Genomic DNA, 25,795 nt, shown 5'->3' with positions numbered 1-25,795 from the left:
CACCGTCCGGCAGACGCATCACGTCTTGCGGAAACGGGAAAGCATTGGGAGGAAACAATGGCTGCTCCATATGATCTCAAGGACGACAAGGTCGTCGTCATTATCGGCTCGGGCGCTGGCGGCGGCACGCTCGGCAACGAACTGGCCCAGAAAGGCATTGATGTCGTTATTCTGGAAGCGGGAAAACGCCACGAATTTGAAGATTTCATCAATGACGAATGGGACAGTTTCGCGCAGCTCGCCTGGCTCGACAAGCGCACCACATCGGGCAGCTGGCGCGTGTCGCATGATTTCCCCAACCTGCCCGCATGGATCGTGAAGGCGGTTGGCGGCACCACCACGCACTGGGCTGGCGCATCGCTGCGCTTTCAGGATTACGAGTTCCAGACGCTCACCCATTACGGCAAGATCGAAGGGGCGAACCTGCTCGACTGGCCGATCACGCTCGCCGAACTGGAGCCCTATTACGCCAAGGCCGAGGACAAGATGGGCGTCACCCGCACCAACGGGATCGAGGGCCTGCCCGGCAACAATAATTTCAAGGTTTTGAAGGCGGGCGCCGACAAGCTCGGCTACAAGGAATGCCATACGGGCCGCATGGCGATCAACTCCGCGCCGCGCGACGACCGCATGGGCTGCCAGCAGACCGGCTTCTGCTTCCAGGGCTGCAAATGGGGCGCGAAATGGTCGACGCTCTATACGGAAATCCCGAAGGGCGAGGAAACCGGCAAGCTGGAAGTCCGCCCCGAATGCACGGCGCTGAAGATCGAGCACAATGCGGCGGGCAAGGTGACGGGCGTGCTCTATGCCGACAAGGACGGCAAGCAGCATTTCCAGAAGGCGCGCGTCGTCTGCGTGGCGGGCAATTCGATCGAAAGCCCGCGCCTGCTGCTCAACTCGGCCTCGTCGAAATTCCCGGACGGCCTTGCCAATTCCTCGGGACAGGTCGGGCGCAACTATATGCGCCACACCACCGGCTCGGTCTATGCCTCGTTTGAAAAGCCGGTGCACATGTATCGCGGCACCACCATGGCAGGCATCATCCGCGACGAGGCCGCGCATAATCCGAAACGCGGTTTCGTTGGCGGCTATGAGATGGAAACCATTTCGCTCGGCCTGCCCTTCATGGCGGCCTTCCTCAATCCGGGCGGCTGGGGGCGCGGCTTCACTTCGGCGCTTGACGATTATGTCAACATGGCGGGCCTGTGGATCGTCGGCGAAGACATGCCGCAGGAGAAAAACCGCATCACGCTCAGCAAGGATGTGAAGGACGAACACGGCCTGCCGGTTCCCGATGTCTATTATGACGACCATCCGAACGATATTGCCATGCGCAACCATGCCTATGCGCAGGGCAAGGCGCTCTACGAGGCCGTCGGCGCGATCCGCACCTTCCCGACGCCGCCCTATCCTTCAACGCATAATCTGGGCACCAACCGGATGAGCGAAAAGCCGCAGGATGGCGTGGTGAACAAACACGGGCAGACGCACGACATCAAGAACCTGTTCGTTTCCGACGGCAGCCAGTTCACCACCGGCGGGGCGGAAAACCCGACCCTGACCATCGTGGCGCTCGCCATCCGTCAGGCAGATTATATCGCCGAACAGATGAAGAAGCGGGCGATCTGATCCCCGTCCATCCTCCCCTGACCGCTTGAGAGAGAAACGGCGCGACCAATGCGCGCCGTTTCTGTTTGATGCTTGGCAAAGACGGCTCGCATGGGCTAGGTAAAGTCCGCCTGCATGGAGAAGCTTTGAGTTGACGACGAGCATCGGCCAATATCGGATGTCTCTGGCGATACGCATCTTGAGCGTATTCGCCCTGATATTCGTCGCCTTTGCGCATAAGCCCGTCGACCTCAATGCGCCCGACAGCTACCTGCTGGCCCAGTACCAGTTGCCGGATGGCAGCTATCCCGTGCTCTGCATTGGCGACCATGGCTCCGATCCGGACCAGAAGGGCCATGACAGGCACTTCAGCAACAATGGATGCGAAGCCTGCCGGATTGCGTCCGCCTTCCTGTGCCCCGCGCCAGCCGGTTCCACCGGCGCCGCCCCGCACATCGCCATGGCCGACGGCATCGTGCCGCCGCAGCCCGTCCTGCGGCACAGCACCTATCCGCCTTCCGCGCCGCCGCAAGCGCCGCCCCTCGCCTGAACAGGATCGCTTGAACGAATGCCTCCCCCGCATTCGGAACTGAACGCGCCCGGACCCTGTTCGGCGTGCCTGTCCATGATTATTCAGGTTTGAAACAATGAAGAACCATCGTCTTTTCGCCTCCGCAATCTCACTTGCCGCACTGTGCGCTTCCGCGGGCCTGGCCCAGGCCCATTCCTCGCTCGACCAGCGCGAAGCCGGGGCAGGCAGTTTCTACAAGGCCACCTTCCGCGTGCCGCATGGCTGCGACGGCATGGCCACGACCGAAGTGAAGATCGAGCTTCCGGAAGGTTTCATTTCCGCCCAGCCGCAGGTGAAGCCCGGCTGGAAGATCGAAACCGTCAAGGGCGACTATGCCCAAAGCTACAAGGTGCACGGCAAGGACGTGACATCGGGCGTGAAGGAAGTCCGCTTCACCGATGGCAGCCTGCCGGGCGACTTCTATGACGAGTTCACCGTCGTCGGCCAGCTCGCCCCGTTCGACAAGGACACCACCCTCTCCTTTCCCGTGACGCAGCTTTGCGGCAGCGCCGCCTCGGTTGCCTGGACGGAAGTGCCGCAGGACGGCCAGAACCCGCACGATCTCGAACACCCCGCACCGCAGCTTCTGGTGAAGGCCGCTGGCGCTGGCGGCGATCACGGCCAGATGGACCATGGTTCCATGCAGGCGGCAGCGCCGACAAAGCTTGGCGACCTCGAAATCACCGGCCCGTCAGTGCGCGCCATGGTTCCCGGCGCCAAGGTTGCCGGCGGGTTCCTGACCATCGCCAATGACGGCAAGGAGGCCGACAAGCTGGTTTCCGCCGCCACCGAAGGCGTCAAGCGCGTCGAAATCCACGAAATGACCATGCAGAACGACGTGATGAAGATGCGCAAGCTCGAAGGCGGTCTCGATATTCCGTCCGGGGAGAAGGTCGTGCTGAAATCCGGCGGTTATCATCTCATGTTCATCGAGCCGGAAAAGCCCTACAAGGAAGGCGAGACCGTGCCGGTCACGCTGGAATTTGAAAAGGCCGGCAAGGTGACAATCGATTTCCCCGTTACCGCGCAAAGCGGCCAGAAGAGCGTAGGGCATTCGGGGCATTAGAGCACTTCCAGCACAAGCGTGAAACGGGGCGTTTCGATCCGGCTGAACCGGACCGGCGCTCCTTTCCGGCGCCCTTGGCGCAGCAATCGCAGATCGGTCAGGCCGTGGCGGAAGTTTCTCCGGAGTACCGGAATACGTCCCGTTCCCGGCATGGCCGTTCAGCTCCCTGAAAATGCGATTGCCGGGCCAGCAAGCGGGCGGATGATCGCGGTGTCTCTCCGTCGCGCATTATGCGCCCGTTTGCCGCAACCGCTGAACCCCCGCAGCGGTTGCGTTCCCTTGCAAATGCTGTAAACATGACTATTAAAGTCTAGAATAATTCCAAACTATTGAAATCTAATAAGATTTTAAAGATGAGTAATTGACTCCAGATGGATTTTCGGGCTTTTATGGATGTGCAGATTTACACCCTTTGATGTCTGGGCCTTGAACCCTTTCGATTGGAGGACCCTATGATTGGTCTCGGCGAATGCCGGTCCGCAAATGTCGACGGCCTGCCCTGGCAGCTTCGTCTCTTGCCGACCGGATATTGCAATGTGCGGACAGAAACGCAACGTTTCTCGGACAGGTCCGGCCCGCGCATCACGTCATGCTCCCGCTTCTTCGGGAGGCGGACATGAACATGCGCATATCCCAACTGAACGGCGCCAACAGCGCGGGCTATTTCGACCGCCTGCCGGAAAAGCTGGTGCTGGAAGGCTATCGCCGCTGGACGGCGGGTTTCGAGACGGGTTCGATCATCCCGTGGGAAATGACCTGGGGCCTCTATTCGGAAGTGCTTGGGCCTTCGGAAGCAAAGCGCGCCGTGGGTGAGCTGTCGCATTTCATCCGCGTTCTGCGCCATTGCGCCAGTTGCCCGTTGCGCGCTTTCCCCTTCGATTCGCACCATGTCTGCCGCGAGGAATGCCTGACGCTGGGGCTGATTTCCGGCATCCAGAATCAGGATGCGCTGCTGCTCGAAACCTGCCTTGAGGCCATTGCCTGTCATCGCCGCTGCGACGATGTGGCAGGGGCAGCCCGCAATTTTGCAGATACGCTGGCTGATTTCGGCCAGACTTTGTTGCCAATACCGATTCACGCCATCGACAGCGCACTGAATTTTACGCCGCGCGCGACTTTTCACTGACCGGCCCCGACCGGAAAAGTCCAGCGTTTGCGAATGAACGGGATTCCAGATTTTAGTCGCCGTCCGTCGGCGCAAGGAGATTGAAATGCAGGCCAGAACCGAACGACGCCTCGGCATTGCCGCCGCCCTCGTCCTGACCGCAGGAGCCTTTGTCATGCCCGGCCTATCCACCGAGGTCGTGCAGAACGAGGTCGCGCCGCAGAGCCATATTCATATGGCTTCGGCGGAAAATCTGCGCGCCGAAATAAGCCACTTCGTCAAGCTCGGCGAGGCCATGCCGAAGTCGGTGCGCTACGAATAATCGTGCCGAGGCTGAACAGGCCGTCAGGACCGGAATGCCTACGGTTACCCTACGATAATCGGCGCCTTCCCCTCCACGCGATTGTAAAGATCGATAATGTCCTGGTTCATCAGGCGGATACAGCCCGATGACATGGACTGGCCGATTGACCACCATTCCGGCGAGCCGTGAATGCGATAGCCGGTGTCGCGCCCGTTCTGGAAAATATATAGAGCGCGCGCGCCGAGCGGATTTTGCGGGCCGGGTTCCTGACCGTTGCGGTATTTTTCCAGTTCCGGCTTGCGCTGGATCATTTCCGGCGGCGGTGTCCAGCGCGGCCATTGCTTCTTGTACTGGACATTGGCGCGGCCCTGCCACTCGAAACCGGCCTTGCCGATGCCCACGCCATAGCGCAGCGCCTCGCCGCCCGGCAGGACATAATAGAGATAGTGGTCCTTGAGGCTGACCACGATGGTACCCGGCGCCTGACCGGTCGGGTCCGGCACGATCTGGCGGCGGAATTGCTTCGGCACCTTTTCATAAGGAATTGCCGGCAGATCGTAAGGGCCTTCCTTCACGGAAGCATACATGACATCCGGCGTGGTGATGGCCTTGTCGACGCTGATTTGCGGGCGCATCGGCGTAATGCCGCCTGTCGACATGGGATCGACATTCATCTGGAATGCCGACATGTCCATCGTCTGACTGCACCCGGCGGCACCGGTGAGGAGGATGGCTCCGGTGCCCAAAAGGAAATGGCGGCGGCTTAGATCATCACGCGACTTCGACATGCAACTGGCCCTGAAACAAGGGATGGAACGAAAGTTCAAAAACAGCCGCAGCGCGACCGCCATTACTAGCCAGCAATTTGCGGTCTTATGGTTGAAGAACGGTTAAACAACTCGCGCAAACGTGTCTGAAAATTGCAGTTTAAAGCTTAAATTGCAGCGAGGAACCGTATTCAATCGATTAAAAAACAAAGGCAAATGCGGCAAACATGTGTCATTCATGGTTTTTTGATGGCAAAATTGTGGTTTTTGCTATTCTTGGTTGTATTTAGACTGCAAGACCGGGTTCAAGGAACCCGGCCTGTCCCGCTCATTATTTGCGGCGCTCAATAATCTTTTTCGTAGAAAATGCCGCCGCTGGAGTCGCCTTCCGCACCCAATGCGCCCTTGGCTTTCAGATTGCGGGTAATGTCGAGATTGACAGTGCCTTTCGTCGTGCCGCCCGACCCTGCTTCCACGCCAAGATAGATATTATCGCGGATATAGCGTCCGGCACGAACCGCCGTCTGGCCCTTGTCGTCCGTCACCACATCGAGGTCATCGAGACCTGTCCCGGCGCGCAGCTTGTTCATCAGCGAGTTGTTGGAACCGCCCGCAAGTTCTGCCGCCGCGGCGGCAAGCTGCGCGATCTGGAAGGCCGACAATTCGCCGATGGAGCGCTTGAAGATCAGCTGCGCCAGCACTTCATCCTGCGGCAGTTCCGGCGTCGAGGAGAACTTGATGTCGAGATTATCGACCGTGCCCGTCACCGTCACGATTGCGGTGATTTCATTGCCTTCGGAACGGGCAACGAAGTTGAGTTGCGGATTGAGATCGCCTACCAGCGTGACATGGCCTTCGTCGAAGGTAATGCGCTGGCCGAGAATGCCGATGCGGCCGCGGATCATGTCGAAGGCCCCGACCGGCTTGATGTCGGTCACCGGCCCGGTCAGGCGAAGGCGTCCGCCCAGTTCCGTGTCAAGGCCGCGACCGCGCACGAAAATCTGGTTGGGTGCATTGATCAGAACATCAAGGCGCGGCACGGTCGGGCGCGACGTTGGCGTCGGCACCTTGCTCTTGCGCGTTTCGACCTTGGCGCGGTCCAGCGTCACCTGCACGTTCTTCGGCGTATTCTTGTGCTGCACCGGCACATAGGCCGCGCCCCCGCCGAGATTTTCCGGCACCGAGATTTCGGCACGGTCAACGTCGATCCGGCCTGAAATCAGCGGGTCGCGCATCAGCGGCCCATTGATCGTGATCCCGCCATTGACCGTCGCCACCACCAGCTTGCCGTCGGCATAGCGGGCGCGATCCAGCTTGATTTCGATATTGGCCGGGAAATTCGCCTCGGCATTGGTCGAAATCGTGCCGCTGGCAGAAACCGCTCCACCGCTGCCAAGCGCGGCATTGACCTGGCGCAGCGTGATGGTTTCGCCATCCATGCTGCCCATGACATTGATATTGTTCAGGCGGACATTGGTGTCCGGATCGACAAAGGTTGCGCCATTGGTGGAGAACATGCCGCGCAATTGCGGACGGTTGAAGCCGCCCGAAACGCTGGCCGTCAGCGTCAGCGTGCCGTTTGCCTGTGCGCCGCGATCAGCCAGGAAGCGGTTGGCAAGCGCCAGCGGAACGCTGCCGTTGACATTGACGCCAAGCCCCTGCCCCGAAAACGGCACCTTGCCATTGGCGGTGACATTGAGCCCACGCGGACCATCGACGGTCACCGACGAAAAGTCGATGGCCATGGCCGCATAGCTGCCCGCAGCCTGTAAGGTGAGCGGCGCAAGCCCGTTATCGCGCAGCGGCTTGGCCGCAAGGCCGGTGCTGCGCAGGTTGAATGTCGCAGCCGGATTGTTGAGCGGCCCGGTGACCCGCGCCGTGCCGGTGACATTGCCAGCGAGATCCTGCCCCTTGACCGCACCGTTCAGCGCCGTCAGCGGGAGATTGGCGAGATTGACATCGACCGCCAGATCACCTTTTCCAAGCGGCACGCCGCCATTGGCGCGGACATCAATGCCGCCCCCTCCGGTGACATGCGCATCGACATTCAGCCGGTTATTGGCGGAAGTGCCCTTGGCATCGGCATTGAGAGCGGCGATGCCCTGCTTCTTGAGCTCGGCTGCCGTCACGCCGCGCGCCGCCATGTCGAAGGCGACATTGGGCGCATCCTTGGTGCCGGTGATGCGGGCCGTGCCGTTGACCGTGCCGCCAAGCCCCAGTTCCGGCTTGAACGTATTGGCAAGCGCCAGCGGCAGGTTGGAGAGCGCGACCGAAAGATCGAGACGGCCATCGACGACGCCATTGACCTTGACCTGACCCGCGCTGGCATCCGCGCCCGTATTGATGACGATATCCCCGAAGGAGATTTCCTCGCCCTTCATGGAAATGGTGGCTGGCGCGGCCAGATTGGCGCTAAGCGTCCCCTGCTTCACATTGGCCGAGGCGAGACCCAGTTCAAAACCGCCATCCTTCGGCTCAAGCGAACCGGCGGCGCTCGCAACCGTGCCGATCTTCAATTTGGTATTGGCCGTGAAATCGGTCTTCGACCCGGTCGCATTGGCCTTGGCGTCAAAACTGTCGATGCCGAACGTGCCGACCAGAATGTCGCGCGCCGCGGCATTGCCGTCGACCACCGGCACACCGAACAGATCCCTTGCCGTCAGGGCAATATCCGCCGAGGTGATGCGGTTGCCATTGACCTTGATGCCCTTGGCGTTTGCGGTGACCGATGCATTCTGGCGACCGTCGCTGGCGTCCAGCGTGATATCGGCATTGGCGGCACCGGTCGCTTCGGCAAGCGCCAGGGCTGCGGCGGTAGAAATATCGGGCGCATCCAGTTTCAGCGCGCCGGTGAAAAGGCCCTTCGCGCTCTGGGTCACATTGCCGGAAAGATGCGCACCGCCCGCATTGAAGACGAGATCGGTCAGGCGCTTCTCGTCATTGACGATATCGATCACGGTTCCCAGATCGATGCGCTGGCCATTGAGGAAGGCGCTGCCGGCAAGCTTGCCGGAAAGGGCAGCGCCTGTCGTTGCATTGCCGTCAAGCATGGCGTTGAAGTCGAGACCGCCTTCGGAAAGCTTGCGTCCTGCCAGCGTGCCTTGCGGCGCATCGGCGCGGAGTGCCAGCGCGATCAGCTTGTCGTCGCCGCGCGCGCTGCCCTTGACCGTCATGCGGCCCGATGCCTGATCGGAAAGAAGCTTGAGATCGGACAGCATGACGCCGAAATCGAAATTGGCCTTGTCGGACGCAAAGGAACCGTTTGCGGTGATTTCGCTCAACTCGTTGCCGATGCGGAAATCACGCGCTGAAAATCCTTCGCTGCTGCGGCCAAGCGCGCCGCCCAGCGTAACCGCGCCGTCGAGAATGCGATCCACGGCTTCAGTGCCGGTGCGCATGTTCTGCGCCGTGCCATTGAGGTCAAGCTGGAAAGCGCCGCTGATCGGGCGCACGATGCCCTTCGCGTTGACATCGATGCTGCCCGCGAGGTCACGGCCAGCCAGAGCGCCGAAAGGCGCGAGGCTTGCCACCTTGGCGGCGATGTCGCCATTGAAGGCGAAGTCGTCAATATTGCCCTTGAGATCGAGGCTGAGGCCATTGCCGGAAATATTGGCCTGCGCAAGCTCGACCGGCGAGCCGGCGCGCCAAGCGCCGTCGACGGCGAGCGCTATCCTGTTTCCGAGCGCCTCGGCGATTTCGGCGCGTTCCGCCGAAATGCCGTCCACCCCGCCATTGACCTTGAAGGAGATATGGCGATTGGCGGCGTCATCCAGATTTTCGGCAACGCCGCCCATGTCGAGCGCGATGCTCCGCGCAGAAATCGTTGCATTCTTGAGACCGGCAACGGCAAGCGTGCCCGTCCAGTCATTGGTCGGGCGATCACCGTAGGCGATCTGAAATTTTGCGTTGTCGATATAGGTTTCGGCGCCCTTGACCGGCAGGAGAACGCGGCCCTTGCTCTCATCGGCAATGGAAGCGTCAACGCGCAGCCTGTTCAGGAAGCGGTCATTGCCGGTTTCGGCGGAAGCCTTGAGCTTCAAGGCGGCGCTGTTCAGCGCCAGATCGTCGAGGCGGAAACCGCCCGCATCCTTGAGGAAGCCATCGGCGGAGAGAACCGTTTCGGCACCGAAGAAATCACGGAAGACCGGCGGCACCAGCACCGCGATCGGGCCATTGAAGCGGGCGGAGAAAACGCGGCCGCCATCGGGGGCCTGACCTTGCCGGTTGAGCGTAAATTCACCCGTCAGCGTGCGGCTGCCATTGGTGTCGAGCGCCAGATCGACTTTCAACCCGTCGAGCGGACCGGCACCCGTCAGGGTGAGATCGACAGGGGGACGGCCATCGATGTTCAACAGGTTGGCGACGATGCCATTGGCCGGTTCGGAGACTTTCAGGTCGAGATCGACCTTCTGGTCGGCATTGGCATAGGCCGCGCGAAGCGCGAAAGTGCCGCCCGGACCGTCGAGGCGCTTGATGTCGAAACTGGAATCCAGCGAGCCATCGGCAAGCGACAGGCGGCCATTGGCCGACACTTCCGATTCGAGACCGAAAATATCAGGCCCGAAATGCAGGCGCGCTATGGCAAGCCGGTCGAGATTGATCGATATCGGCAGTTCCGGCAGGCTGAAACTGGACGATTCCGGTGACGGCAGGCTGTTGTCCGGCAATGGCTTGCGAATGAAGTCGATGCGCTCGGCGGCCAGCGACTGGATGCTGAGACGCCCGACCAGAAGCGCGGTGCGGCTCCAGTTCAGCTTGGCATTCTCGATGCGCAGCCACACCCCTTCGCGGTCGGCGATGGTGATCGAACCGACCGTTGCTTCCGAAGACAGAACGCCGCTGATGCCGGAAATGGAGATGCGGCGGTTGGGCGCGGAAAGCTGGCTTTCCACGAAGGACAGGAAATAGGATTTCTCTTCCTCAGGCGCTGCCTGCTGCGCGCTGTCCGGCTGTTGCGCCTGCGCATTAGCCTGAGCTGGGGCCAGCACCGGCGCCTCCCGCTCCGGCCAGCCGAAGATGACTGCCGTAACGGCGAAGGCGATGAAGGCGATGATTGCGAGAAATCTGGTCAAAACGCCTGTCCTATACCTACGTACAAGCCATAGCTCGGATCGCCCGAGCGGCGGTTGAGCGGAACGGCGACATCAAGGCGGATCGGCCCGAGGCCGGTCAGGTAGCGCAGACCGCCACCGACGCCGACGCGCATCTGTTCCGAGAAATCGGGGAATGATTTTTCGCCGACATAACCGGCATCGACGAATGCCACCGCGCCGATGGAATCGGTAATGCGGGTGCGCACTTCGCCATTGGCCTCGACAAGCGAGCGCCCGCCGACGATCTCGCCATTGCCCGCGCTGACGCCGATATTGCGATAGCCGTAACCGCGAACCGAGCCGCCGCCGCCTGCGAGGAAAAGCTGGCTCGGCGGCAGGTCCTCGATGGACGCGCCGACAATGGAACCGACCTTGAGGCGGCCCGCGAGAATTACCCGGTCCTTCTCGCCGAAACCATAATAGGTGCGGCCTTCGGCGGTGAAACGGGTGGCGAAATTGCCGTACTGGAATTCATAGAAGGGCTGGATATTGCCTTCCAGATAGATGCCCGAACTCGGGTCCGGCTTGTTGTTGCGGCTGTCATAGAGGAGATTGCCCTCAAGACCCGCGGTGGTGAAAGTGCGGTCACCGAACACGTCGTCGTTGAAGCGGCCATGGCTCGCCTTGGCATAGAGCGCGCCCGACAGTTCGTCGCTGAATATCTGCGTGAAGCCGGTTTTCGCATTGACCGAGGTTTCGGTATAGGCGTCCAGCACCTCGCGCTTGGCGTCGAGCGAGGCTACAAAATCCGTATCCGGCGTATAGACACCCGGCTTGGTGAACGTGGTGCCAAGGAGATAGGTGTAATTCTTCGGATCGAAGGAATTGTCCTGCGTGCCGCCAATGCCGCTGACCTTGGCATCGAAGCGCAGGCGTTCGCCGCGCCCGAAGAGGTTGCGGTGCATCCAGTAGCCCGTGACGCCAAACCCGTCGATGGTCGAATATTCGGCGCCGAAGCCGAATCGACGGGGTTTTCGCTCCTGCACGTTAAGCGTCATCGGCAGGCTGCCGTCCGGCTCGATCTTCTCGGCTTCCTCAAAGCTCATCGCCCGGAACACTTCCATGCGGCCAAGGCGCTTCTTGGCTTTCTCAATGTCGTCCGGGTCATATTCCTGGCCCTCTTTCAGGCCCGTCATCCAGGCCACGAATTGCGGGTCCATGCGCGCCGTCCCGACGACGCTGACCGGGCCGTAATGCGCCTTCTGCCCCGGATCAAGCGATATATCGGCGGAAACCCGGTTGTCGGCATGATCGGCCACGATGTCCTCGCCGGTCACGCGGGCCTTGGCGTAACCCTGCTGGCGCCACGCCTCGACGGCCAGGCGCTCGGCCTTGATGACCGTGCCCGAACGCGCCACCTGCCCCTGGGCGAAACCGGCGTCTTCGGGCGACTGCACGTGATCGCGCTTGTCGACCGGCGGCGGCGCGATATTGGAAATCGCGGTGCGGGAAAACAGGAATTGCGGGCCGGGATCGACGGTGATCGCGATCTTGGCATTGTCGGGTATGTCCGCGTCCGGCGGAATGTCGTTGGCCTCGCGCCCGTCGACCTTGATCGATATGGTGCCCCCATAACGGCCCTCGCCGTAGAGGGCGGCGAGAATGCGGCGATAATCCCCACGCGCCTTGGCCAGCAGTCCGGCGGAACCCGAAGCGGGTTTTTCCTGATCGGTAACGAGGCCCGAAGCGCCTTCAATGGTGGATTTCAGATCGGCTTCGGTGCCGTCCGCATTCTTGCGGTCGCCCGTGGTCGTGACCTCGACCGTATAGGTCTTCGGATCGATGATATCCGGGTCTTCCTTCTTGTCCTCGCCCCACAGGCGGATTCCGAACAGCTCGAATGCCAGCGCAGGCGACACCGCGAGCGAGGAAAAATGCGCCGCCAGCAAAAGCATGGCAATGCTCTTTCCCTGTATCGTCCTGCTACTCCAAGTCATACGCTTTACTGTCCGGTTCCTGTCTATGCGGTCGCCTGGCAGCGTCCCGATCGTCATCCCCAGCCCAGGACGATTCAGGGATTACCATGGGGAGAACGGAACTCCAAGCGACAACGCTAGATATGGACCATTTCAGTCAACGGAGTATTAACGTTACCACAGTCTCGTGGACGCTCGCGCAGGTTGAGCCCGCCGCGCCCATGCATTTTCTGATGATTATCGAAAATTCCAAAAAGGCACGGCCCGCCGGAAGGGTCTCGGCGGGCCGTCCATCAGGTCACGGGAGGAGGGAGGAGGATGACCTGACGAAATGTTCCGGCTATCAGCGACCGGAATGGATCGGGCGCATATTGCCGAAATGACCGCCGCCGAAACCGGGATTAAATGCAGGTCTGCTGAACGCGGGCGTGTTGAACGCAGGTCTGCTGAACGCAGGCGTGTTGAATGCAGGCCTGCTGAATGCGGGCGTATTGAATGCAGGTCTGCGGAATGCGGGCGTATTGAATGCAGGCCTGCTGAATGCCGGCGTATTGAATGCGGGCTGGCTGAAGCCGCCCCCATTGAAGTGGGGCGGGCTTACCGGAGCCGCCCACCCATAATGGTAAGCCGGCCCGGTCCGCCACGCAGGGCCGACGCCCCAGCCATAGCCCCAACCGGGATCCCAATAGCCGCCGGTTGCCCAGCCGAGACCGAGACCGAGGCCAAAGCCCGGCGCCCAGCCGTCAGAGTAGCCATTATCGACGATGACGGTCGTCGAGGACGGCGCGGGATAGGCCTGACCTTGGTAGGAACCGAAGCGGAGATAGCGCGCGGACACAAAGCCGACGCTGTTGCCGTTATAAATCTGGCACCAGCCGTTGCGGCAGGAACCGGCATTGACGGAGGCACCGGCGGGAAGTGCGGCAAGCCGGGCATAGTTGGCCCCCGGCCCCGATCGAATATTGACCGCAGCCGAGACATAGGCCGTGGCCGCGGAAGCAACCTCCGGCGCGATCAGAACTACAGCCGCAACAGCGACACCGATAAAACGATTATTATTAAGCAATCTCTTAAATAATGGCATCACATCTACTCCATATTTGCGAGTACACAGAGACGCAATAGAGTATCAATCAAAATTGATACTAACCCAATATAGGTCAATATGCAAACCTATACCTCAATAATGGTAAATTAATGACGCATATTATACTTTACTACACTTATATAATTTCCCCATCAACTTTTCCTTACGGAAAGTAATATCAATTTTACGCAAATTTTACTTGAGTCTAAGAGGTGTGAATTCTGCTACTCAACCCGCAAACGAAAGGCGCCCCGGAATGAACCGGGGCGCCACGCGGCTTTGGGGGGAGAGAGGGAGGATAAAGCCGCGATCACGGGCCGTCAGGCCACTTGTTTCGCGCAGCGCATGGAAGCATTCCCCGCAGGCGTTGCGATGCAGGGAATGCCCTTGGCGGAGCTTATGGCAGGTTGCGCACGTCTTCCGGTGACATGTACATCGGCATCATATTGGTATCGAGGTGATGCATGACCCAGATGGAGCCGGCAAGCACGATAGCCAGGATGATGACCGTGAAGATGAGCGCCAGAATGTTCCAGCCGCCTTCCGACTTCGGATCGAGGTGCAGGAAGTAAACCAGATGCACCAGGATCTGGACGACGGCGATACCGAGCACGATGGCGGCGGTGGTGGCCGGCGTGAAGTAGCCGTTCATGGCGAGCATGAAGGGAACGACGGTGAGGACAACCGCCAGCACGAAGCCGATCAGATAAGACTTCAGGCTGCCGTGGCTTGCGCCGTGGTCATGTGTTTCGTGTGCAGAGCTCATCACAGTACACCCAGCAGATAGACAAGAGTAAAGACGCCGATCCAGATGATGTCCAGGAAGTGCCAGAAGAGGCTGAGGCACATCACGCGCGTCTGGTTCTTTTCGGTCAGGCCGTCACGCAGAAGCTGGGCGGAAAGCACCAGGATCCAGATGAGGCCGGACGTGATGTGCAGACCGTGGGTTCCCACCAGCGCGAAGAAGGCGGAGAGGAACGCGCTGCGTCCCGGTCCGGCACCTTCATGGATCAGGTGATTGAACTCATAGACTTCCATCGCGAGGAAGGCGGCGCCGAGCAGGAAGGTCACGCCCAGCCAGAACAGAAGGCCAGCGCGGTTCTTCTTGAACATCGAAAGCGTGGCCAGACCATAGGTCAGCGACGACACCAGCAGCAGCATGGTTTCGATCAGAACGAAGTTCAGGTCGAACAGTTCACGGCCGGTCGGGCCGCCCGCGAACTGGTGTGCCAGAACGGCGTAGGTTGCAAACAGCCCCGAGAAGAGGACGCAGTCGCTCATCAGGTAGATCCAGAAGCCGACCAGCGTGGTCGACCCTGCATCGTGATGGTCCTCATGCGCGGGGTGCTCGTTTCCGCCCGTGAACGGAGCGGCGGTCGAAATGCTTGCGCTCATCGGAATCAGGCCTCCTGAGCAGTCAGTTGCCGGGTGCGGAGGTCTTCAACTTCCTGCACCTCTTCGGCCGAGACGTAAAAGTCCCTGTCATTATTGAAGGAGTGAGCGATGGCAACGGCCAGCACAGCGAGGGCAGAGGCGATTGCCAGCCACCAGATGTGCCAGACGAGGGCAAAGCCGAGCGGAATGTTCAGCATGCCGATGATGAAGCCGGTGCCGGTATTCTTCGGCATATGAATGCGCGCGAACTTTTCGGTGCGGCGCACATAGCCGTTCTGCTTCATATCCCACCAGGCATCGTGGTCGCGCACATGCGGCACTTCGGCGAAGTTGTAGAAGGCGGGCGGCGAAGCCAGCGACCATTCCAGCGTGCGGCCCGTGCCCCAGCTGTCGCCGTTGGTGTCGCGCAGCTTTTCGCGGTCGCGGATCGAGATGGCGATCTGCAGAACCTGGAACACGATGCCGCAAAGGATGATCGCAACGCCGATGGCGGCAACGATGAGGTAGATGTGCCATGCCGGGTTTTCGGTGTGGTTCAGGCGACGGGTCATGCCCATCAGGCCGAGCACGTAGAGCGGCATGAAGGCGAGGATGAAGCCGACGAGCCAGCACCAGAAGGCGTTCTTGCCCAGACGTTCGTTCAGCTTGAAGCCGAAAGCCTTCGGCCACCAGTAGACGACGCCGGCAAAGCAGCCGAACAGGACGCCCGAAATGATCACATTGTGGAAGTGGGCGATCAGGAACACCGAGTTGTGCAGCACGAAGTCCGCTGGCGGAACCGCGAGCAGAACGCCTGTCATGCCGCCAACGACGAAGGTGCACATGAAGCCAATGGTCCACATGACCGGCGTTTCCATGCGAACGCGGCCCTTATACATGGTGAAGAGCCAGTTGAAGACCTTCGCCCCTGTCGGGATGGAGATGATCATGGTTGCCACGCCGAAGAAGGCGTTGACATTGGCGCCGCCGCCCATGGTGAAGAAGTGGTGGACCCAGACCAGGAACGACAGGATGGTGATGGCAACGGTGGCGTAAACCATCGACTTGTAGCCGAACAGGCGCTTGCCGGAGAAGGTTGCCACGATTTCCGAGAAGATGCCGAAGCACGGCAGAACCAGAATGTAGACTTCCGGGTGGCCCCAGATCCAGATGAGATTCACATACATCATCGGATTGCCACCGGCATCATTGGTGAAGAAGTGGAAATCCAGATAGCGGTCAAGGGACAAAAGCGCCAGCGTGACGGTGAGGATCGGGAAGGCCGCGACGATCAGCACGTTGGAGCAGAGCGCCGTCCAGGTGAAGACCGGAACCTGCATCATGCCCATGCCGGGCGCACGCATCTTGATGATGGTGGTGATGAGGTTGACGCCGGAAAGCAGCGTGCCCATGCCGGAAATCTGCAAGGCCCAGATATAGTAATCCACCCCGACATCCGGGCTGAACTCCTTGCCGGAAAGCGGCGGATAGGCCAGCCAGCCGGTCTTGGCGAATTCGCCGATACCGAGCGAGATGTTGATGAGGATGGCGCCGGCAACCGTCAGCCAAAAGCTGAGCGAGTTGAGGTAGGGGAACGCCACGTCGCGCGCGCCGATCTGAAGCGGCACGGCGAAGTTCATCAGGCCGACGATGAAGGGCATCGCCACGAAGAAGATCATGATCACGCCATGGGCGGTGAAGATCTGGTCGTAGTGGTGCGGCGGGAGGAAGCCTTCATTCGCGCCCGAGGCAATGGCCTGCTGGGCGCGCATCATGATGGCATCCGAGAAACCGCGGAACAGCATCACGAGAGCCAGGATGATATACATCACACCGATGCGCTTGTGGTCGACGGAGGTGAGCCAGTCGTTCCAGAGCGGTACCCATTTGCGGTAGTAGGTTATGGCTGCCAGAATAGCGAACGCCCCGCCAGCCACCGCGGCCAAAGTGACCATGATGATTGGCTCGTGATAGGGTATCGCTTCGAGCGTAAGTTTTCCGAACATTTTTATCACGCTTCGATTGGAGCAATTCCGGGGCGGCGCAAGAGCGCGATCTTTCCGGAACCGCGTGAAACAAGGGATTGAATGCGAATGGCCGTGACCTCATTCGAGATCACGGGCCTATCGGCACATCAGTTTTCGAGCTGCGAAAGGCGCTGCGGCTGAACTGCGCAGATGATGTCGCTCGCCCACTGGCTGAAATCGACAGGCGAAGACTTGCGCAGGTTGGCGCGCGCTTCCCGGATCATCTGTTGACGATGCATTTCATCGTCGAGGCAGACGGACTTGCCGTCCCAGCAGCGGTTCACGATGTTGTGGAACAGCGTCTGGTCACTATAGGTGAAGAACTGCGGCGGAACCTTCTCGCTCGGCTGGACCAGCGAGGCGTAACGATCCCGGCTCAGCTCTTCGCCATTTGCCTTTGCCTTGACATCGGCCACCCATTTGTCGAAGTCGGCCTGGTTGTAGGCATGCGCCTTGAAGCGCATCTGGGCAAAGCCCTGACCGCTATAGTTGGCGGAGATGCCGTCGAACTCGCCTGCATGATTGGCAACCAGATGCAGCTTCGTCTGCATGCTCGGCATGGTGTAGACCTGGCTGCCGAGCTGCGGAATGAAGAAAGAGTTCATGATGTTGCTGGAGGTCAGCTTGAAATTGACCGGCACATCAACGGGCATTGCCATTTCATTGACGGTGGCGATGCCCTGATCCGGATAGATGAAAAGCCATTTCCAGTCGAGCGCGACGACTTCGACATTGATCGGCTTCGCGTCCGATACCAGCGGACGATACGGATCGAGCTTGTGGGTGCTGATCCAGGTGACCGTGCCCAGAACGACGATGATCGCCATCGGGATGAGCCAGACGGCAAGCTCGATCTTGGTCGAATGGTGCCAGTCGGGCTGGTAATCCGCCTTTTCGTTCGAGGCGCGGTACTTCCAGGCGAAGTAAAGCGTCATGAAGATGACGGGAAGCACGACTAGCAGCATGAGGCCGGTCGCAAAGAAGATGAGATCGCGTTCTGCCATGCCGACTTCCCCTTTCGGGGACAGAAGGACCTGGTTCTCGCAGCCAGCGAGAAACGCCGTGAGGGCCATGACGGCGAACGAAACGATCGTCCGGGGGGTGCCGTGTTTCATTTGTCTTTCCATCCTGCGCGCAGAGTGTCATCTCCGGCGCATGCGTCATTTCCTAGTTTTCGGTAAATTCTGAAATTTCCAAAAGTACCGTTATATCGAATAGCCGCATTTGTCACGTCTCTGACGAAAATTGTGCTGGATCGTAATGTCGCGCCCAAAACGGGCATTCTGTCTAAATAATCGGGGCTCAGCGCTGATGTGCGGGCCATTTGTCAGGCAATGTCTTATGCAATCATCGATCTCACTGTCGGGGATCGATGGGCCGACAGATCGGGCCAGATAGGGCGCAAGCCGTCAGACGCGGTGCAATAGGCCCAACGCACAGGGTTTGCAAGTTGAAACCACTGTTTTCCCTCAAAGGAACGGGATTGTGATGGGATTTTACCGGATCCGCAGGCTGTTTCTCACCTGAATTCACGGAAATACGCAATCGACACGGGCGTTTGACAGGTGCATTCGCATAATGCTGATGGTCACTGTTTCACTCCGGCCCGATTATGTTCTATTGGATTTTCACGAGGGAATTGGGGGTGAACATGATATTTGCCGAAATACCGCTCGATGAGGCCGAAGGTGCAATCCTCGGTTATCCGACGGCTGCCGGTGCGCTCACCTTGCGCAAGGGCACGGTTCTCGATGCGCTCAACCTTGCCATGCTGCGGGAGGCGGGCGTCAGCGCGGTTCTGGCCGCGCGCCTGGAAGAGGGCGATGTCGGCGAGGACGAGGCGGCGCTTGCCGTTGCGCGCATAGTCGCATCCGCCGATGTGGAAATCGGCAATGCCTCGACCGGTCGCGTCAACCTGCATGCCCGGAAGAACGGCGTGTTTTCAGCCGAGACAGGCCGCATCGATGCCATCAACGCGCATGATGCGCGCATTTCCATCGCGACACTACGCAACCATGTGCGGGTGGAAGCCGGGCAGATGATCGCTACCGTCAAGATCATTCCTTTCGCGGTGCCGAAGACCCTGCTGCACGAAATCGGCGTCGATGCGCGACCGGCATTGCATGTCCATCCGTTCAACGGCGCGCGGATCGGGCTGATCCAGTCGCGCCTCCCTTCGATCCGCGAGACCGTTCTTGAGAAGACCCGCGAGCTCTTGGAAATGCGGGTCGCCCGCAATGGCGGCAAGCTTGTTTGCGAAAAGCGCGTCGCCCACGATCAGGCCGCACTGGCTGCGGCAATCGCGGAAGTGGGCCCGGCCTGCGACATCGTCGTGATTTTCAGCGCATCGGCCGTTGCCGACGAGGCGGATATCGTGCCGCAATCGATCCGTATTTCGGGCGGCGAAATCTTGCGCATCGGCATGCCGGTCGATCCCGGCAATCTGCTGGTTCTGGGGCGGCACCACGGAAAATATATCGTCGCCGCGCCCGGATCGGCCCGCAGCGCCCGCGAAAACAGCCTCGACCGCGTGCTGGATCGGCTGATGGCGGGCATGGCGCTCTCCGCCGACGACCTTTCGCGCATGGGCGTGGGCGGGCTGGTATTGTAGGCTGCATCGCTGCAGCAATCCCGGAGCCTGAATCAAAAAGCGGCGGGCTGCGAAAAATCGCTCATGAGAGGTATGCGAGCACCGGAATGCAGAAAGCACCGTTTGCAGACCGGCGTGGCGACGAGGCACCACGACAGACTGCAACCGCTCTTCGATCTGCGCAGCTCCGAGAGCATTTCCAGCAAAAGTGCAAAGGCAGTTCCCACTTTCGGGAGACATGCGCCTGACGCGAAAAAGGCCGGGCTGAACCCGACCTTCCGCTTTCACCTGAGTTGCGCCAGTACATCCGTGGTCACGATCCCAAGTGAATTCCCGATACGCATATGGGTATAACCCGTCTGCATTTCAGGAATATGACATTGCGGACAGTGGCCAGATTGCTCCAAAACCGGTTCAACCCGGCCCTGCCCCGACAGTTTCGGCCCACAAACCGTTGCCAGAAACCGCCGTATTCTCGCGCAAGCGCCGCATTCGCGCCCAATTATGCCGGCATCCGTTCCGCTCCGCGGTCCGATGCCTGCCCACAGAACCCGCCGTCAGGCCGCCATCGGCGCTTCGGCCAGTTCCGGATGATTGTAGTTCCACACCTCGATCAGGCATTGCCGCATCAAATCGAGATCGACCGGACCGATCCGGCTCAGTACGAGATCGAGCTCATCGGGCTCCACGCCCCGGTTGAGCAATTCAACAATTGCCTCGATCAGAATTCTTTTATCGTCAAATCTGTAGCGCTGCATAAACCTGCTCCGCTAACCGCCCCATCCATGATCGCAGATTAAACAGACATGGTTAACCGAAGCTTAAGCCCGCGAAAAACCACCTGCTCCACCGACGCTGAACAGAGGCTTGCCCCAACAAATTTCCCACACGTGTCTGCGGGACCCCGAACAAAATAACTTAAAAAGAAACGTCAAACTCTTGCCCGAACGGACAAGATTAAGTCAAATTTTTAGTATATTTCCCACGAAAACCAAGAAGAAAGTTTCCAGCCATTCCATTTTTTATATCCATTCATTCGAATGAGGCCCTATGTCATTCTTTCGCAGATATTGGTCCTTTACCCGCGTCCGCTGAGCCCCACCTACGCCATGGAAAAGACATTCGAGGCTATCGAAGCCGAACTCGGCTATACCGGCTCCTGATCACTCCACAAACGCAAAACGCCGGGGTTAAACCCCGGCGTGTCTATTTCACGATTACTGCCTTATTCGAGGCCGACGATCTTGCCGCCATCCCACTTGAAGATGTCGAAGCTCGGCGAGCTGAGGTCGCCGTTTGCGCCATAGGTCAGCGTGCCGATAGCCGTTTCGATCGGCTGGCCGTCATGCAGCGCCTTGGCAACGGCAGCCGAATCATCGGTCGAACCGGCGCGTTCGATGCCAGCCTTGATGACTTCAACAGCGGCGTAGGCGTTCATGGTGAAGGCTTCAGCCGGGATGTTCTTGGCCTTCAGGGCCTCGATGGCATCCTTGGAAGCCGGGTTCTTGGTGGCGTCCTTGGCGTTGGTGAACAGCGTGCCCTGTGCATTGGTGCCGCCGATTGCCCAATATTCGGTGTTGGACAGACCTTCACCGCCGAGAACCAGAGCCTGAAGACCGGCATCGTGCAGCTGGCGCGACAGGAGACCGCCTTCGGCATGGTAGCCGCCGAAATAAACCACTTCAGCACCGGCTGACTTCAGCTTGGTGACGAGCGCGGAAAAATCCTTGTCGCCCGGCGTGACCGAATCATAATGGACTTCCGTGACGCCGCCCTTGTTGAGCGCTGCCTTGAAAGCATCGGCCAGCCCCTTGCCGTAAGCGCCCTTGTCGTGGATCACGGCGACCTTCTTGTCCTTCATGTTCTTCAGGACGTAATCGGCCATGACTTCGGCCTGCTGGTCGTCACGACCGCAGGTGCGGAACACGTTTTCCAGATTGCGCGCGGTCAGGTCCGGGCCGGTGGCGGTCGGCGTGACCATCAGGACGCCGTTTTCCGAGAAGACGTCGGAAACCGGAATGGCAACGCCGGTCGTGACCGGGCCGACAACGAACTTGATGCCGTCGCCGACGATCTGGTTGGCAGCGGAAACGCCCTGCTTCGGTTCGCCCGCATCATCGGCAAACTTCAGGACGACTTTCTCGCCCTTGATGCCGCCCGCCTTGTTGATGACCTCAACGGCGGTTTCCGCGCCCTTCTTCACCTGATCGCCGAAAGCGGCAACCGGGCCCGTCAGCGGTGCAACCACGCCGATGGTGATGTCTGCATAAGCGGCGCTGGCAAAGCCGATGCTGGCGGCAAAAGCCACGCTGGACAGAAGTTTCAGGTTCATTCTTTTTCTCCTTTGGTGGGGCGGCGTCCTCCGACGGCCCCGAGACAACCCTTGCCGGTCAAATCTCAGCGCATCCGCGCTGCCGAATTGCCGGGCCCTCCCTTTTGTTCATCGCATGATCTCAAAGGGTCAATCCAAAAGCGCACCGCCGCCTCGAACAGGCCAGAGCCATAATATTATCCGAAACTGCATCCGCCCTTTCGGAATCATGCTCCAGACAGGGAGCGCGCTTTCATGATGTAATAAGAATGCATTTCCGGCTTTCGATTGCAAGCGCCAAGTACCCGCAACTACAACGAAAATCGGCTCCTCCCAAAGTCTTAGTCTCCTCCCTTCCATGATGGTGATTTCTTCGCAAAAAAGGCCGCGATTCCCTCTGCGGCCTCCGGTGTCTCCCATGTATCGGCAAGGCGAGTGAGCGTCATGTCGATCACCGCCTCGTCTATCGGCGCGCCCAGCGCATGGACCAGCCGCTTGGATGCGGCGACGGCTGCGGGCGCGGTGGAAAAGTAAGGTTTTATTTCCGCCTCAACCGCCGCATCGAGCCTTTCGGCTTCGACCACATCATGCAGCAGCCCGATGCGCCGTCCTTCCTCGGCATCGAACAGGCGGGCGGATGTGAATGTGCGCAGCGCATTGGCCTGCCCGATACGCGCCAGCACATAGGGGCTGATAGTGGCCGGTATCAGGCCGAGTTTTGTTTCGGTCAGCCCGAAGCGCGCGCCGGAAACGCCGATCGCCGCATCGCACACGCTGATGAGACCGACGCCGCCGCCATAGGCCTGCCCGTTGATGCGCCCGATCAACGGCTTTGGCAGATCGCGCAGCGCTTTCAGCATGAGGGCAAGCTTGCGCGCTTCTTCAATGCGCTGTTCACGCGTGGCCTTGACCTGTTCCCGCATCCAGCCCAGATCGCCGCCCGCGCAAAAGCTCATGCCTGCGCCGGTCAGGATCACGATGCGTATGGCTTCGTTATCGCCCAGATGCAGCGCTGCGGTGGTTAGCTCATCGATCATCAGGCCCGACAGCGCATTGTGCTGTTCGGGCCGGTTCAGCGTGAGCGTCGCCACGCCACGTGGGTCGACCGCAATCTGGATGGTTTCGAAGTCGCTCATAATTGCTCCTAGGCCGCTTTATCCTGACGCAGCGCTTGCGCAAAAAGTGCAGCCGATCTCAGTTTTTGAATATCGAGACCGGTTTCGAAACCAAGATCATGCAGCATTTCAGCGACCAGCACCGTGTCGACATTGCCCTTCGCACCGGGCGCGAACGGACAGCCGCCAAGCCCGCCGACGGAAGCATCGAACACGCGCAGGCCCTTCTCCAGACTGACGCGGATATTGTCGAGCGCCCGCCCGCCAGTGTCATGATAATGACCGGCAAGGCTGTGCGCCGGGGCGATGGCCAGCACCGCGTCCAGCATGGCGGCAACCTTGTCCGGCGTGCCGCGCCCGATCGTGTCGCCGAGGCTCACCTCGTGACAGCCAAGCGAGAAGAGTTGCTCGGTCACATCGGCAACTGCCTGCGGGGCCACCGGCCCGTCATAGGGGCATTCGACCACGCAGCTCACATAGCCGCGAATGGCCAGGCCGTCATTGATCGCAGCACCGATGACGGGCGACAGGCGCTCGATGCTTTCCGCAATCGTGCAATTGATGTTGGCTTTGGAAAAGCCTTCGGAAGCGGAAATGAAAACCGCTATTTCATCGACATTGGCTGCTGCCGCCGCCTCATAGCCCTTCATATTGGGCACGAGAGCCGAATAACGCACGCCATCGGCGCGCCTAATACCCGCCATGACTTCCCGGCTATCCGCCAGTTGCGGCACCCATTTGGGGCTGACGAAACTCGTCGCCTCGATGCGCGAATAGCCGCTATCCGACAGGCGGTCGATCAGCGCAATCTTGTCGGCGGTCGGCACAAAACGCTTTTCGTTTTGCAGGCCGTCACGCGCTGCCATTTCGACGATTTCAACGTGTTCAGCCATGTTGTTCCTCCAGCTCCACCAGCAATGCGCCTTCACTGACCTGATCGCCCGCCGTAACGGTTACGGATGCGACCTTGCCGTCGCGCGGCGCGGTCAGTGACAGTTCCATCTTCATGGCTTCCATCGTCACCAGCGGATCGCCCCTGGCGACATGCGCACCTTCGACCACGGAAACCAGCGCTACCCGCCCCGGCATCGGCGACAGGATGCGGCTTTCGCTCGAGACATCCTCCTCCGCGCCCAGCGACTGCACATGATGAAATATGGTGTCCCAGCCTTCCAGTTGCACGGTCACATCATGGCCGATGCGCAAGACCGATGCCTCCGTCACGCGACCATCGAGGGCGAAACGGACGAGACCGTTTTCATGGGCACGGATTTCCAGTTCGCCGAAAGCAAAGCTGAAACGGTTGCCGCCTCTGGCCGCAAAGCTGACCATGCGGCGCTCGCCCCGATGATCGAGCAGAACCGAGCGCGATGCCTCGTCCCATAGACGGAAACCGCGCAGGCTTACCCATGGGTCGCCTTCTCGCGGCGCATCCAGAAGGTCGAGCGCGCCAAGCGCGGCCAGGGCAAAGGCAATATCCGAAGGCTGCTTTTCGGTGAAAAGCCCTGCCGTCTCGCGTCCGATCAGCCCGGTATCGACATCGCCGGTGCGGAAAGCTTCAAGATTGCAGAGCGCCGACAGGAACTGGCGGTTCGTGACCAGCCCCGCAATACGGGTTTTGCCAAGTGCCGCATCGAGCCGGTTCAGCGCCTCATCGCGGGTTGCGCCATGGCTGATGATCTTGGCGATCATCGGGTCATAGAACGGCGTGATCGTGTCGCCGGTGCGCACGCCGGAATCGACACGCGCCTGTTCAGGCGGCGCGAACAAGGCGAGCTTCCCCGTGGCAGGCAGAAAATCACGCGCCGGGTCTTCCGCATAAAGCCGCGCCTCGAAAGCCCAGCCGTTTATGGACAGTTCGTCCTGACGCTTCGGCAATTTTTCGCCGGAAGCCACGCGCAATTGCCATTCGACCAGATCAAGGCCGATGATTGCTTCCGTGACCGGATGCTCCACCTGCAAGCGCGTGTTCATTTCCATGAAGAAGAAGCGGTCGGGCCGCAGCCCTTCCGACACATCGGCGATGAACTCCACCGTGCCAGCGCCGGAATAACCAATCGCCAGCGCCGCCTTTACCGCCGCCTCACCCATGGCGGCGCGCATTTCCGGTGTCATGCCGGGCGCTGGCGCTTCCTCGATCACCTTCTGGTGGCGGCGTTGCAGCGAGCAATCGCGCTCGAACAGGTGCACGGCATTGCCGTGATTGTCGCCAAAAACCTGCACCTCGATATGGCGCGGCTTCGCCATGTATTTTTCGATCAGCACCGCGCCATCGCCGAACGAGGCTTCCGCCTCGCGCCGCGCGCTGTCGAGTGCTGCGGCAAAATCAGAAGCCTGATCGACGCGGCGCATGCCCTTGCCGCCGCCGCCCGCGCGCGCCTTGATCAGCACCGGATAGGTGATCCGGTCGGCCTCGCTTTTGAGAAAAGCGCCATCCTGATTGTCACCGTGATAGCCCGGCACGACCGGCACGCCCGCTTTTTCCATCAGCGCCTTGGCGGCATCCTTCAGCCCCATGGCGCGGATGGCCTTGGCCGATGGGCCGATGAAGACAAGTCCCGCTTCTTCGACCGCATCCACGAAACCGGCATTTTCGGAAAGAAACCCATAGCCCGGATGGATGGCCTCCGCGCCGGTTTGCCTTGCGGCCTTGATGATCGCATCGACATTCAGATAGCTTTGCGCCGAAATGGCAGGGCCGACACGCACCGCCTCGTCAGCCATCTCCACATGCAGCGCATTTGCATCCGCATCGGAATAAATCGCGACCGTTGCGACACCCAACTCGCGCGCCGTGCGAATGACCCGGCAGGCGATTTCTCCGCGATTGGCAATCAGTATTTTGCTAAACATCTGATTGT

At 60.1% G+C, this 25,795-nt stretch carries 21 protein-coding genes; 7 read left to right on the top strand and 14 right to left on the bottom strand.

The features are described 5' to 3' along the window. Positions 1-57 precede the first annotated feature (57 nt). From F9K78_RS10000 to F9K78_RS09990, 3 genes are all read left to right on the top strand, one after another. Positions 58-1,629: a GMC family oxidoreductase gene (locus F9K78_RS10000; RefSeq protein ID WP_121986938.1), complete on the top strand. Its 1,572-nt coding sequence runs from the start codon at positions 58-60 to the stop codon at positions 1,627-1,629. Positions 1,630-1,759: 130 nt separating this feature from the next. Continuing rightward, positions 1,760-2,158 carry a hypothetical protein gene (locus F9K78_RS09995; RefSeq protein WP_121986939.1) on the top strand — a complete coding sequence of 133 codons (399 nt, stop codon included), beginning with the start codon at positions 1,760-1,762 and terminating at the stop codon, positions 2,156-2,158. Positions 2,159-2,255: 97 nt separating this feature from the next. Beyond that, entirely contained in the window at positions 2,256-3,245 is a 990-nt protein-coding gene (locus F9K78_RS09990; RefSeq protein ID WP_121981366.1) for a DUF1775 domain-containing protein, read from the top strand. Here the strand turns inward: F9K78_RS09990 and F9K78_RS21885 are convergent. After that, positions 3,242-3,397, bottom strand: coding sequence for a hypothetical protein (locus F9K78_RS21885; protein WP_162929745.1), 156 nt, complete (start codon positions 3,395-3,397; stop codon positions 3,242-3,244). The genes F9K78_RS09990 and F9K78_RS21885 overlap by 4 nt on opposite strands. A 464-nt stretch (positions 3,398-3,861) precedes the next feature. Here F9K78_RS21885 and F9K78_RS09985 point away from each other — a divergent pair, with 464 nt between their 5' ends. Continuing rightward, complete coding sequence (locus F9K78_RS09985; protein WP_174813447.1) at positions 3,862-4,371, top strand: hypothetical protein; 510 nt, start codon at positions 3,862-3,864, stop codon at positions 4,369-4,371. 85 nt (positions 4,372-4,456) lie between these two features. Next, the gene (locus F9K78_RS09980; protein ID WP_121986940.1) at positions 4,457-4,672 is read left to right on the top strand and encodes a hypothetical protein; all 216 of its coding nucleotides are present in this window, start codon (positions 4,457-4,459) and stop codon (positions 4,670-4,672) included. Between the two features lie 44 nt (positions 4,673-4,716). On the opposite strand, the gene F9K78_RS09975 is transcribed toward F9K78_RS09980, so the two are convergent. The 8 genes from F9K78_RS09975 to cyoA form a co-directional block, all read right to left on the bottom strand. Then, positions 4,717-5,442, bottom strand: a complete 726-nt coding sequence (locus F9K78_RS09975) for a L,D-transpeptidase (protein ID WP_121986941.1) — start codon at positions 5,440-5,442, stop codon at positions 4,717-4,719. 323 nt (positions 5,443-5,765) lie between these two features. Next, positions 5,766-10,493, bottom strand: coding sequence for a translocation/assembly module TamB domain-containing protein (locus F9K78_RS09970; RefSeq protein WP_121986942.1), 4,728 nt, complete (start codon positions 10,491-10,493; stop codon positions 5,766-5,768). Then, positions 10,490-12,451 (bottom strand): autotransporter assembly complex protein TamA, encoded by a 1,962-nt coding sequence (locus F9K78_RS09965; RefSeq protein ID WP_449247252.1) that lies wholly within the window; start codon positions 12,449-12,451, stop codon positions 10,490-10,492. The genes F9K78_RS09970 and F9K78_RS09965 overlap by 4 nt, the downstream gene beginning before the upstream one ends. Positions 12,452-12,773: 322 nt before the next feature. Beyond that, on the bottom strand, positions 12,774-13,514 hold the full coding sequence (locus F9K78_RS22410) for an SH3 domain-containing protein (RefSeq protein WP_121986944.1): 741 nt from the start codon (positions 13,512-13,514) through the stop codon (positions 12,774-12,776). A 400-nt stretch (positions 13,515-13,914) separates the two neighbouring features. Further along, complete coding sequence (locus F9K78_RS09955; RefSeq protein ID WP_121981359.1) at positions 13,915-14,283, bottom strand: cytochrome o ubiquinol oxidase subunit IV; 369 nt, start codon at positions 14,281-14,283, stop codon at positions 13,915-13,917. Next, on the bottom strand, positions 14,283-14,912 hold the full coding sequence (gene cyoC / locus F9K78_RS09950) for a cytochrome o ubiquinol oxidase subunit III (protein WP_121981358.1): 630 nt from the start codon (positions 14,910-14,912) through the stop codon (positions 14,283-14,285). Before cyoC ends, F9K78_RS09955 begins: the two co-directional genes overlap by 1 nt. A 5-nt stretch (positions 14,913-14,917) precedes the next feature. Continuing rightward, positions 14,918-16,897, bottom strand: coding sequence for a cytochrome o ubiquinol oxidase subunit I (gene cyoB / locus F9K78_RS09945; protein ID WP_121986945.1), 1,980 nt, complete (start codon positions 16,895-16,897; stop codon positions 14,918-14,920). 128 nt (positions 16,898-17,025) lie between these two features. Continuing rightward, positions 17,026-18,033 carry a ubiquinol oxidase subunit II gene (cyoA, locus tag F9K78_RS09940; RefSeq protein WP_121981356.1) on the bottom strand — a complete coding sequence of 336 codons (1,008 nt, stop codon included), beginning with the start codon at positions 18,031-18,033 and terminating at the stop codon, positions 17,026-17,028. A gap of 536 nt (positions 18,034-18,569) precedes the next feature. Here cyoA and F9K78_RS09935 point away from each other — a divergent pair. Further along, a complete protein-coding gene (locus F9K78_RS09935) occupies positions 18,570-19,529 on the top strand; it encodes a molybdopterin-binding protein (RefSeq protein ID WP_121986946.1) in 960 nt (319 codons plus the stop codon). Between the two features lie 536 nt (positions 19,530-20,065). On the opposite strand, the gene F9K78_RS09930 is transcribed toward F9K78_RS09935, so the two are convergent. Then, on the bottom strand, positions 20,066-20,266 hold the full coding sequence (locus F9K78_RS09930; RefSeq protein WP_006465760.1) for a hypothetical protein: 201 nt from the start codon (positions 20,264-20,266) through the stop codon (positions 20,066-20,068). Between the two features lie 282 nt (positions 20,267-20,548). On the opposite strand from F9K78_RS09930, the gene F9K78_RS22230 reads away from it, so the two are divergent. Next, on the top strand, positions 20,549-20,671 hold the full coding sequence (locus F9K78_RS22230) for a hypothetical protein (protein ID WP_259697858.1): 123 nt from the start codon (positions 20,549-20,551) through the stop codon (positions 20,669-20,671). A gap of 62 nt (positions 20,672-20,733) precedes the next feature. Here F9K78_RS22230 and F9K78_RS09920 read toward each other — a convergent pair whose 3' ends face one another. The 4 genes from F9K78_RS09920 to F9K78_RS09900 form a co-directional block, all read right to left on the bottom strand. After that, positions 20,734-21,840: a branched-chain amino acid ABC transporter substrate-binding protein gene (locus F9K78_RS09920; protein WP_121981353.1), complete on the bottom strand. Its 1,107-nt coding sequence runs from the start codon at positions 21,838-21,840 to the stop codon at positions 20,734-20,736. Between the two features lie 320 nt (positions 21,841-22,160). Further along, positions 22,161-22,955 carry a crotonase/enoyl-CoA hydratase family protein gene (locus F9K78_RS09910; RefSeq protein ID WP_121986947.1) on the bottom strand — a complete coding sequence of 265 codons (795 nt, stop codon included), beginning with the start codon at positions 22,953-22,955 and terminating at the stop codon, positions 22,161-22,163. Positions 22,956-22,963: 8 nt separating this feature from the next. After that, positions 22,964-23,827, bottom strand: a complete 864-nt coding sequence (locus tag F9K78_RS09905; RefSeq protein WP_121986948.1) for a hydroxymethylglutaryl-CoA lyase — start codon at positions 23,825-23,827, stop codon at positions 22,964-22,966. After that, positions 23,820-25,787, bottom strand: a complete 1,968-nt coding sequence (locus F9K78_RS09900) for an acetyl/propionyl/methylcrotonyl-CoA carboxylase subunit alpha (RefSeq protein WP_122066367.1) — start codon at positions 25,785-25,787, stop codon at positions 23,820-23,822. The genes F9K78_RS09905 and F9K78_RS09900 overlap by 8 nt, the downstream gene beginning before the upstream one ends. Positions 25,788-25,795: the final 8 nt, after the last annotated feature.

It is taken from the genome of Brucella pseudintermedia (genome assembly GCF_008932435.1).
Taxonomy (GTDB): domain Bacteria; phylum Pseudomonadota; class Alphaproteobacteria; order Rhizobiales; family Rhizobiaceae; genus Brucella; species Brucella pseudintermedia.
This window is presented reverse-complemented; position numbering and strand designations above follow the sequence as displayed.

Coding starts and splice junctions, on each gene's coding strand:
- F9K78_RS10000 (WP_121986938.1), top strand. CDS start 58: ATGGCTGCTCCATATGATCTCAAGGACGACAAGGTCGTCGTCATTATC.
- F9K78_RS09990 (WP_121981366.1), top strand. CDS start 2,256: ATGAAGAACCATCGTCTTTTCGCCTCCGCAATCTCACTTGCCGCACTG.
- F9K78_RS21885 (WP_162929745.1), bottom strand. CDS start 3,397: ATGCCGGGAACGGGACGTATTCCGGTACTCCGGAGAAACTTCCGCCAC.
- F9K78_RS09985 (WP_174813447.1), top strand. CDS start 3,862: ATGAACATGCGCATATCCCAACTGAACGGCGCCAACAGCGCGGGCTAT.
- F9K78_RS09980 (WP_121986940.1), top strand. CDS start 4,457: ATGCAGGCCAGAACCGAACGACGCCTCGGCATTGCCGCCGCCCTCGTC.
- F9K78_RS09975 (WP_121986941.1), bottom strand. CDS start 5,442: ATGTCGAAGTCGCGTGATGATCTAAGCCGCCGCCATTTCCTTTTGGGC.
- F9K78_RS09965 (WP_449247252.1), bottom strand. CDS start 12,451: ATGACTTGGAGTAGCAGGACGATACAGGGAAAGAGCATTGCCATGCTT.
- F9K78_RS22410 (WP_121986944.1), bottom strand. CDS start 13,514: ATGCCATTATTTAAGAGATTGCTTAATAATAATCGTTTTATCGGTGTC.
- F9K78_RS09955 (WP_121981359.1), bottom strand. CDS start 14,283: ATGAGCTCTGCACACGAAACACATGACCACGGCGCAAGCCACGGCAGC.
- cyoC (WP_121981358.1), bottom strand. CDS start 14,912: ATGAGCGCAAGCATTTCGACCGCCGCTCCGTTCACGGGCGGAAACGAG.
- cyoB (WP_121986945.1), bottom strand. CDS start 16,897: ATGTTCGGAAAACTTACGCTCGAAGCGATACCCTATCACGAGCCAATC.
- cyoA (WP_121981356.1), bottom strand. CDS start 18,033: ATGAAACACGGCACCCCCCGGACGATCGTTTCGTTCGCCGTCATGGCC.
- F9K78_RS09935 (WP_121986946.1), top strand. CDS start 18,570: ATGATATTTGCCGAAATACCGCTCGATGAGGCCGAAGGTGCAATCCTC.
- F9K78_RS09930 (WP_006465760.1), bottom strand. CDS start 20,266: ATGCAGCGCTACAGATTTGACGATAAAAGAATTCTGATCGAGGCAATT.
- F9K78_RS22230 (WP_259697858.1), top strand. CDS start 20,549: ATGAGGCCCTATGTCATTCTTTCGCAGATATTGGTCCTTTACCCGCGT.
- F9K78_RS09920 (WP_121981353.1), bottom strand. CDS start 21,840: ATGAACCTGAAACTTCTGTCCAGCGTGGCTTTTGCCGCCAGCATCGGC.
- F9K78_RS09910 (WP_121986947.1), bottom strand. CDS start 22,955: ATGAGCGACTTCGAAACCATCCAGATTGCGGTCGACCCACGTGGCGTG.
- F9K78_RS09905 (WP_121986948.1), bottom strand. CDS start 23,827: ATGGCTGAACACGTTGAAATCGTCGAAATGGCAGCGCGTGACGGCCTG.
- F9K78_RS09900 (WP_122066367.1), bottom strand. CDS start 25,787: ATGTTTAGCAAAATACTGATTGCCAATCGCGGAGAAATCGCCTGCCGG.